Annotated in this window: 13 protein-coding genes; 7 read left to right on the top strand and 6 right to left on the bottom strand. The window is 73.0% G+C overall.

Going from position 1 to position 13,413, the window contains the following annotated elements:
• Window positions 1-99: 99 nt before the first annotated feature.
• From MBSD_RS03350 to MBSD_RS03340, 3 genes are all read left to right on the top strand, one after another.
• Window positions 100-2,115 (top strand): transglycosylase SLT domain-containing protein, encoded by a 2,016-nt coding sequence (locus MBSD_RS03350; RefSeq protein ID WP_114693194.1) that lies wholly within the window; start codon window positions 100-102, stop codon window positions 2,113-2,115.
• 268 nt (window positions 2,116-2,383) lie between these two features.
• The gene (locus MBSD_RS03345; protein WP_062535050.1) at window positions 2,384-3,352 is read left to right on the top strand and encodes a complex I NDUFA9 subunit family protein; all 969 of its coding nucleotides are present in this window, start codon (window positions 2,384-2,386) and stop codon (window positions 3,350-3,352) included.
• A 126-nt stretch (window positions 3,353-3,478) separates the two neighbouring features.
• Window positions 3,479-4,717, top strand: coding sequence for a multifunctional CCA addition/repair protein (locus MBSD_RS03340; RefSeq protein ID WP_062535048.1), 1,239 nt, complete (start codon window positions 3,479-3,481; stop codon window positions 4,715-4,717).
• A gap of 16 nt (window positions 4,718-4,733) precedes the next feature.
• Here the strand turns inward: MBSD_RS03340 and MBSD_RS03335 are convergent, their stop codons facing one another.
• Together MBSD_RS03335 and MBSD_RS03330 are read right to left on the bottom strand one after the other, a co-directional pair.
• On the bottom strand, window positions 4,734-5,531 hold the full coding sequence (locus tag MBSD_RS03335; protein WP_062535045.1) for a YdcF family protein: 798 nt from the start codon (window positions 5,529-5,531) through the stop codon (window positions 4,734-4,736).
• Window positions 5,531-6,724: a class I SAM-dependent methyltransferase gene (locus MBSD_RS03330; RefSeq protein WP_062535043.1), complete on the bottom strand. Its 1,194-nt coding sequence runs from the start codon at window positions 6,722-6,724 to the stop codon at window positions 5,531-5,533. Before MBSD_RS03330 ends, MBSD_RS03335 begins: the two co-directional genes overlap by 1 nt.
• A gap of 87 nt (window positions 6,725-6,811) precedes the next feature.
• On the opposite strand from MBSD_RS03330, the gene MBSD_RS03325 reads away from it, so the two are divergent.
• Entirely contained in the window at window positions 6,812-7,561 is a 750-nt protein-coding gene (locus MBSD_RS03325; RefSeq protein WP_062535042.1) for a pteridine reductase, read from the top strand.
• A gap of 7 nt (window positions 7,562-7,568) precedes the next feature.
• On the opposite strand, the gene folK is transcribed toward MBSD_RS03325, so the two are convergent.
• The 3 genes from folK to tsaD form a co-directional block, all read right to left on the bottom strand.
• On the bottom strand, window positions 7,569-8,057 hold the full coding sequence (gene folK / locus MBSD_RS03320; RefSeq protein ID WP_062535040.1) for a 2-amino-4-hydroxy-6-hydroxymethyldihydropteridine diphosphokinase: 489 nt from the start codon (window positions 8,055-8,057) through the stop codon (window positions 7,569-7,571).
• Window positions 8,058-8,061: 4 nt separating this feature from the next.
• A complete protein-coding gene (folB, locus tag MBSD_RS03315; RefSeq protein WP_062535038.1) occupies window positions 8,062-8,421 on the bottom strand; it encodes a dihydroneopterin aldolase in 360 nt (119 codons plus the stop codon).
• Window positions 8,422-8,599: 178 nt separating this feature from the next.
• Window positions 8,600-9,640, bottom strand: coding sequence for a tRNA (adenosine(37)-N6)-threonylcarbamoyltransferase complex transferase subunit TsaD (gene tsaD, locus MBSD_RS03310; protein ID WP_062535036.1), 1,041 nt, complete (start codon window positions 9,638-9,640; stop codon window positions 8,600-8,602).
• Between the two features lie 55 nt (window positions 9,641-9,695).
• Between tsaD and rpsU the strand changes: the two genes are divergently transcribed.
• The 3 genes from rpsU to dnaG all read left to right on the top strand — a co-directional run bounded on the left by rpsU (window position 9,696) and on the right by dnaG (window position 12,318).
• On the top strand, window positions 9,696-9,911 hold the full coding sequence (rpsU, locus tag MBSD_RS03305; protein ID WP_062535035.1) for a 30S ribosomal protein S21: 216 nt from the start codon (window positions 9,696-9,698) through the stop codon (window positions 9,909-9,911).
• A gap of 70 nt (window positions 9,912-9,981) precedes the next feature.
• The gene (locus MBSD_RS03300; protein WP_062535033.1) at window positions 9,982-10,428 is read left to right on the top strand and encodes a GatB/YqeY domain-containing protein; all 447 of its coding nucleotides are present in this window, start codon (window positions 9,982-9,984) and stop codon (window positions 10,426-10,428) included.
• Between the two features lie 114 nt (window positions 10,429-10,542).
• Complete coding sequence (dnaG, locus tag MBSD_RS03295; RefSeq protein ID WP_062535031.1) at window positions 10,543-12,318, top strand: DNA primase; 1,776 nt, start codon at window positions 10,543-10,545, stop codon at window positions 12,316-12,318.
• Between the two features lie 76 nt (window positions 12,319-12,394).
• On the opposite strand, the gene MBSD_RS03290 is transcribed toward dnaG, so the two are convergent.
• Window positions 12,395-13,072 (bottom strand): isochorismatase family protein, encoded by a 678-nt coding sequence (locus tag MBSD_RS03290; RefSeq protein ID WP_187300545.1) that lies wholly within the window; start codon window positions 13,070-13,072, stop codon window positions 12,395-12,397.
• Window positions 13,073-13,413: the final 341 nt, after the last annotated feature.

Here is a 13,413-nt window from a genome sequence, read left to right as displayed (position 1 = left end):
AGCACGGCCGACGCGGCGCGCGCGGTGACACGAATTTTACCTGCGTCCGGGCACGCTGCGACTACAATGGCCGCGCCGCGTTTCCGCCTCCTTCGCATCATGGCCGCCCCCCTGCGCCTGCTGCTGCTCGCCAGCCTGACGGTGTTCGCACCGTTCGCCTCCGCCGACCTCGACGCGCAGCGCGACGCGTTCCGCCAGGCCTACGCGCTGGCGCGCGGCGGCGACCCCGGCTGGCAGCGCTACGCGCCGCAGCTCGAGGACTATCCGCTCTTCCCCTACCTCGAAGCGGCGGCGCTGGAGCACGATCTCGACCACGTCGGCCGCGCGGCGGTCGAGGCCTACCTGAAACGCTGGCCCGACCTGATCCCCGCCGCCGACCTGCGCCGCGACTTCCTGCAGGAACTGGCGCGTCGGCAGGATTGGGACGACTTTCTCGCCCTGTACGACGGCCGCGGCGGCGACGCGCTGGCCTGCGCTGCCCTGCAGGCGCGCCTCGCCAAGGGCGGGACGCTCGATTTCGACCGCGATCTCGCCGCGCTGTGGCAGCAGCCGAGCCTGCCCGACGCCTGCGATCCGGCGCTGGCCTGGGCGCGCGACCACGGCCTGCTGACCCGCGAGCGCGTGTGGGCGCGCATCGAACGCGCCGCCGAGGCGGGCGCCGCCGGCACCGTCGCCGCGCTGACGCCGTGGCTGCCGGCCGACGAGCAGGACGCCGCGCGCCGTCTCGCCGACGCGCTGCGCGATCCGGCCGCGGCGATGGCCGCCGCCGCGAACTGGCCGGACACGCCGCGCCACCGCCTGGCGGTGGTGCTCGGCATGCCGCGGCTGGCGCGCAGCGACAGCGCGCGCGCCGAGGCGGCGTGGCGCGCGCTGTCGACGCACTTCGCCTTCACGCCCGGCGAACGCGACCGCATCCTCGCCGCGATCGCGCTGTACCGCGCCACCGACTTCGGCGACGACGCCGCGCAGCGGCTGGCGGAACTTCCCGCCGGCGCGCAGACCGACGCCACCCGCGAGTGGCGCGTGCGCGTGGCGCTGGCCGCGCGCGACTGGAACGGCGCGCTGGCGGCGCTGGACGCGCTTTCGCCGGCGCAGGCCGAGGACGCCGAATGGCGCTACCTGCGCGCGCGCGTGCTGGAGGTGCTCGGCCGCAAGGACGAGGCGCGGCCGCTGTACGAGGCGCTGGCGCGCGAAGCCAATTTCTACGGTTTCCTCGCCGCCGACCGCGTCGGCGCGCCCTATGCGATCTGCCCGGCATCGCTCGCCGTCGACGACGAGGACGCGCGACGCGTGCTCGCCCTGCCGGGCATGCAACGTGCTTTCGAGTTCCACGCGCTGGACATGCTGCCGCAGGCGCGCCGCGAGTGGGCGCGCGCCTGGGACGCGCTCGATGCGGCCGACCGCCGCGTCGCCGCCGACCTCGCCTACCGGCGCGGCTGGTACGACCGCGCGGTGTTCGCCTTCAGCAGCGGCGAGACGCTGCGCCTGTACGAGCAGCGTTTCCCGCTGGCGCGCGAGGACGGCGTGCGGCGCGCCGCGCGCGCCGCCGGCATCGATCCCGCCTGGGCCTACGCGATCATCCGCGCGGAGAGCGCCTGGGTCGCCGACGCGCGTTCCGGCGCCGACGCGCGCGGCCTGATGCAGCTGCTGCCGCGCACCGCCGCGCAGCTGGCCAAGGCGGCGGCGCTGCCCTACGCCGGCCCCGATTCGCTGTTCGATCCGACGGTGAACATCCCGCTGGGCACACGCTACCTGGCGCGGCTGGAGGACCGCTTCGGCAATCCCTGGCTGGCCAGCGCCGCCTACAACGCCGGCCCCGACCCGCTCGGCGCCTGGCTTTCCGCGCGCGGCGACCTGCCGCCGGACCTGTTCATCGCCACCATCCCCTGGCGCGAGACGCGCGAATACGTCGCCCGCATCCTCGCCTTCAGCGTGATCTACGACTGGCGCATGCACGGCCGCGCGTTGGCGCTGTCCGCGCGCATGCCGGCGATCGGCGTGACGTACGCGCCGCCGGCCGCCGATGCCGCCCGCAAGCCGGTGGTGTGCCCGGCGCCGCCGCAAGCGGAAGACGCGGCCAGCACCGTCACGCAGCGCCCGCCGGCACCGCGCTGAAGCCCTCGACGCTTCCGCATCGCCCCGAGATGCTTGTCCGGCTCCTTCCCTGCCATCGCAGGGGATGGCAGCGGATTGCGCTTGGCGCCGCAGCCCACGTTTCGATGCACTCCTGTCGCCACGGCATGCGCATTCCCGCCCACCGTTTGCAGGGCGAGGCCGAAAGGGGATACGCGGCGCGCCGCGCTTGCCGCTGCGGCCGCCGAAGCTCATCCTTAGGGCAGCACGGAATCGCGCATCGCCGGCGCATTCCCGGAGGGGTACGCAGATGCCAGCCCTACGCCTGCTCGTCCTCGGCGGCACCGGCTTCGTCGGCAGCCACCTGCTGCCGCGGCTCGCCGCCGACGGCCACGCCATCACCGTACTGTCGCGCAACCGCGATTTGCATCGCGAGCTGACCGTGCTGCCGCAGGTGCGCGTGCTGAGCGCCAACGTCTACGACCGCGCCGCGCTGGCGCGCCACCTCTCCAAGGCGGACGCCGCGCTGAACCTGGTCGGCATCCTCAACGAGACGCACCACCAGCGCTTCCGCCGCGCGCACGTCGAGCTGACCCACACCCTGGTCGACGCCTGCCGGCAGATGGGCGTGCCGCGGCTGGTGCAGATGAGCGCGCTGAAAGCGGGCCAGGGCGAATCGAAGTACCTGCGGACGCGCGGCGAGGCGGAAGCGGAGGTGAAACGCTCCGGCCTCGCCTGGACGCTGCTGCAGTCGGCGGTGATCTTCGGCCCCGGCGACGGCCTGGTGTCGCGCTTCGCCGGGCTGCTGCGGCTGCTGCCGGTGCTGCCGCTGGCGCGGCCGCGCGCGAAGATGGCGCCGGTGTACGTCGGCGACGTGGTCGAGGCGATCGCCCGCTGCGTGGCCGATCCGCGCGAAACCGGCGGACGCACCTTCGAGCTGTACGGCCCCGACGTGCTGACCCTGCTCGAGATCGTGCGGCTGATCCGCGACGCGATGGGCGTGCGCCGCGCGGTGCTGCCGCTGCCGGATGCGCTGGGCTGGCTGCAGGCGGCGGTGGCCGGCCTGCTGCCGGGCAAGCCGTTCTCGCTGGACAACTTCCGCTCGCTGCTGACCGATTCGGTCGGCAGCGTCGACGGCCTCGCCGCGCTCGGCATCGTGCCGCAGCGCTTCGCGCCGATGCTGCCGGCGCTGCTGCACGGCCGCGGCCGCCAGGCGCGCATCGAGGCCGCGCGCGCCCGCTGCGCAGCTAGCTGCGCAGCGGGCGCCAAAGATCTTTAGATCTTTGCACGCGGATTTGCGCGGATTTGCGCGGATGAGCGCGGATGCAGATCGAGCTTCATCCGCGTCGATCCGCGTCCAACCGTCTTCTCGGGGCGGATGCCCGGCGCATGGCACAATCCCGCCATGCGCATCTATCTGGTCGGCGGCGCGGTCCGCGACAAACTGCTGGGACGCGCGGTTGCCGACCGCGATTACGTCGTCGTCGGCGCGCGCCCCGAAGAGCTGCAGGCGCGCGGCTTCAGGCCGGTCGGCAAGGACTTCCCGGTGTTCCTGCATCCGGAGACCGGCGAGGAGTACGCGCTGGCGCGCACCGAGCGCAAGACCGGCCGCGGCTACCACGGCTTCGCCTTCCACGCCGATCCGTCGGTGACGCTGGAGCAGGATCTCGAGCGCCGCGACCTCACCATCAACGCGATGGCCGAGGACGAACGCGGCGCGCTGGTCGATCCGTTCGGCGGCGCGCGCGATCTCGCGGCGCGCGTGCTGCGCCACGTCTCGCCGGCGTTCGTCGAGGATCCCGTGCGCGTGCTGCGCGTGGCGCGCTTCGCCGCGCGCTACGCGCCGCTCGGCTTCGCCGTCGCCGAGGAGACGCGGGCGCTGATGCGGCGCATGGTCGAGGACGGCGAGGTCGACCATCTGGTGCCGGAACGCGTGTGGGCGGAGACGCAGCGCGCGCTGGCCGAGCCGCAGCCGTCGGCGTTCCTGCGCACGCTGCGCGCCTGCGGCGCGCTGGCCGTGCTGTTCCCCGAGGTCGATGCGCTGTACGGCGTGCCGCAGCGCGCGGAATTCCACCCCGAGGTGGACACCGGCGCACACCTGGAGCTGGTGCTGGACGCCGCCGCGCGACTCGCACCCGGCGACGCCCTGGTCGGCTTCTGCGCGCTCACCCACGATCTCGGCAAGGCGCTGACGCCGAAGGACGAGTGGCCGCGTCACGTGATGCACGAGGTGCGCGGCGTGGCGCCGCTGCAGGCGCTGTGCGCGCGCCTGAAGGTGCCGGCCGACTACGCCGCGCTGGCCGAGCTCGTCTGCCGCCACCACCTGGTCGCGCACCAGGCGCTGGAACTGCGCCCCGGCACCGTGCTGGAACTGCTGGAACAGCTCGACGCCTTCCGTCGCGGCGGGCGGCTGGAGGCGTTCCTGCTGGCCTGCGAGGCCGACAAGCGCGGCCGCCTCGGCCTGGCCGACGCCGCCTACCCGCAGGCCGACTACCTGCGCGCCGCCTTCGCCGCCGCCGCCGCGGTCAAGGCCGCGCCGTTCGTGGCGCAAGGCCTGACCGGCCCGGCGATCGCCGAAGCCATGCGCCGCGCGCGACTGGCGGCGATCGCCGCCGTGCCGCGCACCAGCCGCCCCTCGCCTTAGCGGGGAGAGGGAAAAATCAGCTGCGCGACGCCGTCGGTGCGCTCGGTGCGGGCATGTCGCCGGCGAGGCGATGCTTCAGCACGATGCCGCGATAGAGCAACATGCCGACCAGTTCGTGCAGCGCGGCTTCGGACTTCTGCAGCGCGCCGCTCTGCGGCAGCGCGTCGCCGAGATTCTGCGGCGGCAGGTAGCGGAAGTCGGCGGGGAAGCCGCAGACGTCGAAGCCGGCGGCGCGGAAGGCCAGCAGCGCGCGCGGCATGTGCAGCGCCGAGGTGACCAGCCAGATGCGCGCGGGCACGCCGTCCAGGCGGCGCGTGTTCAAGGCGTTTTCCCAGGTGGTCTGCGAGTGGGTCTCGGTGCGGATCGCCGCCGCCGGCACGCCGAGCTTGTGGGCGAAGTGCGCCAGCAGCGTCGCCTCGGCGAGCTCGAACGGGCCGCCGCCGCTGACCACCAGCGTCGCGTCCGGCATCGCGCGCCAGAGATCGACCGCGGCCAGCAGGCGCCGCACGCTGGCGGTGGACAGCACGCTGGCGTCGTCCGGCCCCAATGCGGCGTGCTCCATGCCGCCGGCCAGCACGACGATGGCGGAGGGGCGCGGCGCGCCGCACTGCGACGGCCGCGGCGCCTGCGCCTCGACCATGCCGACCAGCGCGTTGGCGCCGAGCGGCGTCATCAGCGCGTAGCACAGCACTTCCAGCACGATGCCGCCCCGCAGCGCCCAGCGCGGCAGGCGCCGGCGCGCCAGCCACAGCAGCAGCGCCAGCAGCAGGCCGGCGCCGAGCGGCGACAGCAGCACGTCGGGAAACGCCTGCATCACAGGCGATGCCCCTGGTCGGCCAGCAGCACCTCGGCGGGCAGCGCCACGGCATCGAGGCCGCGCGCGAACAGCATCACCTGGAAGCGCTCGCCCATCTCGCCGGGCAGGGTCAGGCGCTTGGCCTCCTGCGCGAGGCGGTAGCGCGCGGCGTCGTCCGGCGCGGCTTCGCTGGCCGCGGCGAACGCCTCGGCGAGGCCGGAGGCGATCAGGAACTGCGCCTGCGGCAGATAGGCGCCGACGCCGAAGCCGGCGCTGTTGCCGGCCTCGGCCAGCGCGGTGAAATCGACGAACGCGGTGAGGTCCTGCAGACCCGGCAGGTGGTACGGATCGGCGTGCGCGCGATGGCGGTAGTGCGCGACCAGCGTGCCGTCGCTGCGCTCGGGCAGGTAGTACTCGCGGCGCGGATAGCCGTAGTCGACGAACAGCATCAGGCCGGCCTCCAGCGAGCCGGCCACCGCCTGCATCCAGTACGGCAGTTGCGGCAGCAGTTCGGAGCGGTAGCCGTCGGCGAACGGTTGGCCGAGGTCGGCCTCGAGGTGACGTACGGCGCCGGTGACCAGCGGATCGGTCGGGCGGTCGACGCGGGCGAAGCGGCCCTCGCCGTCCAGCGCCACGCACTCCTCCAGCACCTCGCCGTGGCGCACGGTGAAGCGCGTGGCCGGCAGCGCGTCGATCACTTCGTTGGCGAACAGCACGCCGCGCCAGGGCTCCTGCGGCGGCCGCTCCAGCCATTGCGCGCGCGCGGAAAGCTCGGGCGGCAGCGCCGCGCGCAGCCGCGCCTGCTGGCGTTCGCGCAGGTCGGCGCTGGGCTCGAGGATCAGGTAGCGGCGCGGCAGCGCGTCGGCATCGGCGAGGGCGCGCAGCGCCACCTCGGCGAAGGCGCCGCTGCCGCCGCCGAGTTCGAGGAAATCCGCCTGCGGCCCCAGCGTGCGCAGCGCCGACAGCACCGCGTTGACCACGCAGCGCGCGAACAGCTCGCCCAGTTCCGGCGCGGTGACGAAATCGCCGGCGGCGCCGAACTTGGTGCGGCCGGCGCTGTAATAGCCCAGCCCCGGCGCGTACAGGCAGCGCTCCATGAAGCGCGAGAACGGGATGTGGCCGTGCGCGGCGATCTCCTCGCGCAGCAGGTCGCGCAGGCGCTGGGAGAGCGCGCGCTCGTCGGCACTGGGTTCGGGCAGCGGGGTCGACACGGCTGGATTTCGTCGCCGCGTTGTGCGGCAATCACGGCGCTCGGCGCGAGGCCGCAAGCATATCAGGCCGTTTGCCGGAGGACGTCCATGCCCGAATCCGCCCATCCGCGTCCGGTGGCGCTGGTCACCGGCGCCGCCCGCCGCATCGGCGCGGCCATCGCGCGCACGCTGCACGCGGCCGGCTACGACCTCGCCCTGCACTGCCGGCGTTCGCGCGCGGAGCTGGATGCGCTGATCGCCGAGCTGGAAGCCGCGCGCGCGAACTCCACGCTGGCGCTGCAGGCGGATCTCGCCGACACCGACCGCCTGCCGGCGCTGGTCGAGGCGACGCTGGCGCGCTTCGGCCGCCTGGACGGCGTGGTCAACAACGCCTCGGCGTTCTATCCGACGCCGCTCGGCGCGGTCACGCCGCAGCAGTGGCAGGAACTGTTCGCCAGCAACGCCAAGGCGCCGTTCTTCCTGGTGCAGGCGGCGCTGCCGCAGCTGCGCGCGGCGCGCGGCGCGGTGGTCAACCTGGTCGACATCTACGCCGAGCGCCCGCTGGCGAACCACGCCGTCTACTGCATGGCCAAGGCGGCGCTGGCGATGATGACGCTGGCGCTGGCGCGCGACCTCGGCCCGGAGGTGCGCGTCAACGCCGTCGCCCCCGGCGTGGTGCTGTGGCCGGAGGCCGGCAAGGCGCCGGCCGAACGCGAGGCGCTGCTGGCGCGCACGCCGCTCGGCCGCGCCGGCGCGCCTGAGGACGTCGCCGCCGCGGTACTGTGGCTGCTGCGCGACGCGGCTTACGTCACCGGCGAGATCGTGCGCGTCGACGGCGGCCGCGCGCTGGCGATCTGAGGCGCGCTCAGTCGTCCAGCGTCGCCGGCTGCAGCGGCTCGGCGTGCCGCGGAAACGCCGCCCACAGCTCGGCCATGGTCTTGCCGCTGACGGGATGGCGCAGCTCGGGCGCGATGTCGGCCAGCGGCTTCAGCACGAAGGCGTGGGCGAGTTCCGGGCGCGGGATCTCGAGATGCCCCGGGCCGCGCAGCACCAGGTCGTCGTACAGCACGATGTCGACGTCGAGCGTGCGGTTCGAGAAGCGCGGCACGTCGCGGCGGCGGCCGTGGCGGTCCTCCAGCGCGTGCAGCCAGGCATCCAGCGCCGCGGGATCGAGCTCGGTGTCGAGGCCGACGGCGAGATTGAGGAAGTCCGGCCCGTCGAAGCCGACCGCCGGCGTGCGGTACACCGGCGAGACGGTCAGCGCGCCGAAGCGCGCGGCGAGTTCGTCCAGCGCCGCACGCAGGTGCCGCGCCGGTTCGAGGTTGGAGCCGAGGCTGAGCCAGGCGCGCGCCATCGGCTCAACCCGGGCGCACGCCGCGCTCGATGCACACGCCGACCGCCCGCGAGCCGCGCACCGCGCCCGGCTTGGACAGCTTCAGCCGTACCCAGGCGACGCCGAACTCCTCGCGCACGATCGCCGCGCAGCGCTCGGCCAGCGTCTCCACCAGCTGGAAGCTCGACGCTTCGACGAAGCCGATCAGCCGCTTCGACACCGCCTTGTAGTCGAGCGTGTCCTCGATGCGGTCGCTGGCCGCCGGCCGCGTGTTGTCGAACGCCATCTCGAGGTCCAGCGCCACGGTCTGGCGCACGCGGCGCTCCCAGTCGTAGATGCCGATGACGGTGTCGATGCGCAGGTCTTGGATGAAAACGATGTCCATAAGGCGATGTCGTCGTGTTCGATGAGGATGCGCTCTTCCCGACGGGAGGCATCCTTCCGCCATTCCGCTCGCGCCGATGGCGCCGGCGCGAGCCGCCCCCTTGACGCAAGGGGCTCCGGAAGATCACGTGCCTCGGTTTGCGTTCGAATCCGCCGGGCGACGGCGCGAAGCGCCACCATCACGCCGCCACCGCCGGCAGCGAGGCCAGCTCCCAGCGCGGGAACACGCGGATCGCCGCGTCGGCGTGCTGGCCGGCGGCCAGGCGCAGCGCGCCGGCCAGGGCGATCATCGCGCCGTTGTCGGTGCAGAACTCGAGCCGCGGGAAGCAGGCGCGGAAGCCTTCGCGCGCGCCGGCCTCGGCGAGCTGCTCGCGCAGGCGGCGGTTGGCGCCGACGCCGCCGGCGATCACCAGCGTGTGCGCGCCGGTGGCGGCGAGCGCGCGCCGGCACTTGATGGTGAGCGTCTCGACGATCGCCTCCTCGAAGGCGCGGGCGATGTCGGCGCGGGTCTGCTCGCTGCGGTCGCTGGCCTGCCAGGCCAGCAGCACCTGGGTCTTCAGGCCGGAGAAGCTGAAGTCGAGGCCGGGGCGGTCGGTCATCGGCCGCGCGAAGCGGTAGACGCCGGCGCGGCCCTGCTCGGCCAGCCTGGCCAGCGCCGGACCGCCGGGATACGGCAGGCCCATCAGCTTGGCGGTCTTGTCGAAGGCCTCGCCGGCGGCGTCGTCCAGGGTGTCGCCCAGCAGCCGGTACCGGCCGATCCCGGCCACGTGCACCAGCATCGAATGGCCGCCGGACACCAGCAGGGCCACGAACGGCGGCGCCGGCGGGTCCGGCTCCAGCAGCGGCGCCAGGAGGTGGCCCTCCATGTGGTGCACGCCGATCGCCGGCACCTCCAGCGCCCAGGCCAGCGTCCGCGCGCAGGCCGCGCCGACCAGCAGCGCGCCCACCAAACCCGGGCCGGCGGTATAGGCCACCCCGCCCAGCTCGCGCAGGCCGACGCCGGCCGCGGCCAGGGTCTCGCGGGCCAGCGGCAGCAGCTTGCGCACGTGGTCGCGGCTGGCCAGCTCGGGCACCACCCCGCCGTAGGCGGCGTGCAGGCGGACCTGGCTGTACAGGCGGTGCGCCAGCAGGCCGCGGCCGGCCGCGTACACCGCCACCCCGGTCTCGTCGCAGGAGGATTCGATGCCCAGGACGGGTTTTGAAAGTGTCCGGTCGCTCACGCTATACTTTGCGGCTCGCCCCCTCGGAAGGGGCAAGTTTATCAGCGGAGACACCATGCCCAACGTCAAGGTTCGCGAGAACGAGCCGTTCGAGATCGCGCTGCGCCGCTTCAAGCGTACCTGCGAGAAGGCCGGCATTCTGGCCGAAACCCGCAAGCGCGAGTTCTACGAAAAGCCGACCCAGGAGCGCAAGCGCAAGCGCGCCGCGGCGGTGAAGCGCCACCTGCGCCGCCTGTCGCGCGAGACCGCGCGCCGCACGCGCCTGTACTGAGCTTCGGCTGCACCTTCTCCGCTGGCCGGCGCCCGGCGGGTGCCGGCTTTTGCGTCTCGAGGATGACCCGATGTCGCTGAAGGACCGCCTCAACGAGGACATGAAGGCCGCCCTCAAGGCCGGCGACAAGGCCCGGCTGGGGGTGCTGCGCCTGGTCGGCGCCGCGGTCAAGCAGCGCGAGGTGGACGAGCGCATCGCCCTCGACGACGCCCAGGTCCTGGCGGTGCTGGAGAAGATGCTCAAGCAGCGCCGCGACTCGCTGGCGCAGTTCGAGCAGGCCGGCCGCGACGACCTCGCCGCGCAAGAGCGCTACGAGATCGGCGTGATCGAGGCCTACCTGCCGGCCAAGCTGTCCGACGCCGAACTGGACCAGCTGATCGCCGCCGCCATCGCCGAATCCGGCGCGACCTCCGCCCGCGACATGGGCAAGGTGATGGCGATCGTCAAGGACAAGGCCGCCGGCCGCGCCGACATGGGCGCCGTGTCCAAGCGCGTGAAAGACAAGCTGGCGGGCTGAGAACCGGCACCTCCCGCCGAACATCGACGCCGCCCGAAGGCGGCGTTTTCGTTTCCGCCGCGCCATCGCCGCCCGCCCCTTTTGCGCGGGCCGGCGTGGCATGCTTAACCGATCATGCGCGGCCGCATCCCCGACCCGTTCATCGACGACCTGCTCGCCCGCGTCGACATCGTCGACGTGATCGAGCGGCGCGTGCCGCTCAAGAAGGCGGGGCGCGAGTGGACGGCGCGCTGCCCGTTCCACGACGAGCGCTCGCCGTCGTTCTACGTCAGCCCGGTCAAGCAGTTCTACCACTGTTTCGGCTGCGGCGCGCACGGCAGCGCGATCAAGTTCCTGATGGACTACGAGCGGCTGGAATTCCAGGACGCGGTCGAGGAACTGGCGCAGTCGGTCGGCCTGAAAGTGCCCTACGAGGGCGGCGGCGAGCGTCCGCGCGAGGACAAGACCGACCTCTACGCGCTGCTCGACGCCGCCGCCGCGTTCTACGAGGCGGAGCTGCCGAAGAGCGCCGAGGCGCAGGCCTACTGCAGGCGCCGCGGCCTCGACGCCGAGACGATCAAGCGCTTCCGCATCGGCTGGGCGCCGGGCGGCCGGGACGGCGTGCTGAAGAAGCTCGGCACCACGCCGCAGCGCGCCAAGCTGCTGGAGGAGGCCGGCATGGTCTCCAGCGGCGAGCGCGGCAAGTACGACCGCTTCCGCGAGCGCCTGATGTTTCCGATCCTCGACCGCCGCGGCAGAGTCATCGCCTTCGGGGGAAGAATCCTTGAAAAGTCCGGCGATGGATCGCCGGTGCTCGATCCTCGCGCGCAGGACGCGCGCAAGAGTGATGGCCCCAAGTACCTCAACTCGCCGGAAACGCCGCTGTTCCACAAGGGCCGCGAGCTGTTCGCGCTGTGGCAGGTGAAGCAGGCCAACAGCAGGCTCGACAAGCTGGTGGTGGTGGAAGGCTACATGGACGTGATCGCGCTGCACCAGGCGGGTCTGCCGATCGCGGTGGCGACGCTCGGCACCGCGACCACGCACGACCACGCCGAGCTGCTGTTCCGCGCCGCGCCCGACGTCTATTTCTGCTTCGACGGCGACCGCGCCGGCCGTTCCGCCGCATGGCGCGCGCTGGAATCGGTGCTGCCGCGCCTGCGCGACGGCCGCCAGGCCTGGTTCCTGTTCCTGCCCGAGGGCGAGGATCCGGACACGCTGGTGCGCAAGGAAGGCAAGGACGGCTTCGAGCGGCGCCTGAAAGAGGCGATGCCGCTGTCCGACTATTTCTTCGAGGAGCTGGCGCGCGACGTCAACACGGCCAGCCTGGACGGGCGCGCGCGCCTCGCCGAACGCGCCAGACCGCTGCTGGCGCGCCTGCCCGACGGCGCGTTCCGCGACCTGATGTACCAGGAGCTCGGCAGGCGCACCGGCGTGCACGCGGAAGCGGTCGGCGGCGCGGCGCCCGCCGCGGCGCGCGCCACGCCGCGCACCGTCGCCAAGCGCAGCCTGGTACGCAGCGTGATCGCGCTGCTGCTGGCGCAGCCCAAGCTGGCCGAGCTGGCGACGCCGCCCTACCCGTTCGCCGCGCTGGACAAGCCCGGCATCGACCTCTTGATCGAACTGCTGGAGCTGGCGCGCGCGCGTCCGGGCATGACCACGGCGACCCTGCTCGAGCACTTCGCCGAGCGCCCGGAAGCCGCGGCGCTGCACAAACTCGCGGTGGTCGAATTCCCCGCCGACGGCGACGCCCTGCGCGCCGAGTTCGTCGACGCGCTGGCCCAGCTGGAGCGGCAGACCGTCGCCGCGCGCATCGCCGCGCTGACCGAGAAGCAGGGCACGCTCGGCCTCACCGACGCGGAGAAGGACGTGCTGCGCGCACTGCTGGCGCAGAAGGCGCGGCTGCCGACTTGAGCGGCCGCCCGGCCTGGCGGACCGCGCATGCGCCGCCGCTCCGCGGGCGGCGCGCGCCGGCGTGCCTGGCATCGCTTCAATGCGAGCGTTCTCCGGGGCGCATGCCCGTCCGCCCCTTCTCGCCGGTCAACAGTTGGGGATGCACGATACCCTGGCTGAAAGCGCCGAAGTAGTGCCGCGTGATCTCGTGCACACGCTCGGCGGTCCGCGTGTTCGCCCAGTCGCGCTGGAACTCGAACATCAGCTGCTGCCAACTCACCGGGATCGCGCCGGAGATCAGCATGCGCTGCACGGCCATCTCGTGCGCCTCGACGGTGGGGGCGCCCGAAGCGTCGATGACCGGATAGGCCTGGTAGCCCTCCGCCAGCGCGCCCAGCGTCGTGTAGGTCAGGCTGACGTGCGACCACAGCGCGCCGATCAGCAGCTTGCCGCGCTTGACCTTCTTGACCGCCGACTGGAACGCGGCGCTCTCCCACGGATTCAGCGCGGTGCGATCGATCGTCTGCACTTCCGGCGGAAGCACCGCCTGGAGGTCCATGAACAGCGGGCCGTTCAGCGTGTTCGAGGCCAGCGTGCTCACGATGATCGGCACGTTGAACGTCTCCGCGGTGCGGGTGAGGGCGACCACGTTGTTGATGACGACATCGCGGTCGCGCGACTTCACGCCGAACAGCATCTGCGCCTGGTAGTCGACGAGCAGCAATGCGCAGCTGTCCGGCTCGAGCATTTCGATTTTTTCCGGATGGGAAGCCATGGGGAGGTCTCCTGCAATAAAGCCGCCTCGGATGACGGCACGGCCAAGGCTACGCGCTCGTCGCGATCGGCACATCGACGCATGGATCGTGCCCGACGATGCCGCCGAAGCGCGAAACGCCGCGCGCGCGGCGCGCGGGGAGCGCTAACCGACGAACGCGATAGGCAATTCGCATGGCCGTTGAGCGGCGATAACGGCGGTGCCGCGCGCGGCGTGACAACAACTTGCATTTCGCGCGGTCCGGATCGCGGGATGCGTATCGCCTCGGCCGCGCGGACATGCATGGCGGAACGTCGCCGGCACGCGGCGCGGCCGTCGTCGTCGCGATGCGCGCCGCGCGC

This window comes from Mizugakiibacter sediminis (assembly GCF_000953855.2).
Lineage (GTDB): Bacteria > Pseudomonadota > Gammaproteobacteria > Xanthomonadales > Rhodanobacteraceae > Mizugakiibacter > Mizugakiibacter sediminis.
The sequence above is the reverse complement of the archived record's forward strand: the minus strand, read 5'-3'. Positions and strand labels throughout refer to the sequence as shown.

Excerpts from the sequence above, each read along its gene's own strand:
- MBSD_RS03350 (WP_114693194.1), top strand. The coding sequence starts at position 100 with ATGGCCGCCCCCCTGCGCCTGCTGCTGCTCGCCAGCCTGACGGTGTTC.
- MBSD_RS03345 (WP_062535050.1), top strand. The coding sequence starts at position 2,384 with ATGCCAGCCCTACGCCTGCTCGTCCTCGGCGGCACCGGCTTCGTCGGC.
- MBSD_RS03340 (WP_062535048.1), top strand. The coding sequence starts at position 3,479 with ATGCGCATCTATCTGGTCGGCGGCGCGGTCCGCGACAAACTGCTGGGA.
- MBSD_RS03335 (WP_062535045.1), bottom strand. The coding sequence starts at position 5,531 with ATGCAGGCGTTTCCCGACGTGCTGCTGTCGCCGCTCGGCGCCGGCCTG.
- MBSD_RS03325 (WP_062535042.1), top strand. The coding sequence starts at position 6,812 with ATGCCCGAATCCGCCCATCCGCGTCCGGTGGCGCTGGTCACCGGCGCC.
- folK (WP_062535040.1), bottom strand. The coding sequence starts at position 8,057 with ATGGCGCGCGCCTGGCTCAGCCTCGGCTCCAACCTCGAACCGGCGCGG.
- folB (WP_062535038.1), bottom strand. The coding sequence starts at position 8,421 with ATGGACATCGTTTTCATCCAAGACCTGCGCATCGACACCGTCATCGGC.
- rpsU (WP_062535035.1), top strand. The coding sequence starts at position 9,696 with ATGCCCAACGTCAAGGTTCGCGAGAACGAGCCGTTCGAGATCGCGCTG.
- MBSD_RS03300 (WP_062535033.1), top strand. The coding sequence starts at position 9,982 with ATGTCGCTGAAGGACCGCCTCAACGAGGACATGAAGGCCGCCCTCAAG.
- dnaG (WP_062535031.1), top strand. The coding sequence starts at position 10,543 with ATGCGCGGCCGCATCCCCGACCCGTTCATCGACGACCTGCTCGCCCGC.
- MBSD_RS03290 (WP_187300545.1), bottom strand. The coding sequence starts at position 13,072 with ATGGCTTCCCATCCGGAAAAAATCGAAATGCTCGAGCCGGACAGCTGC.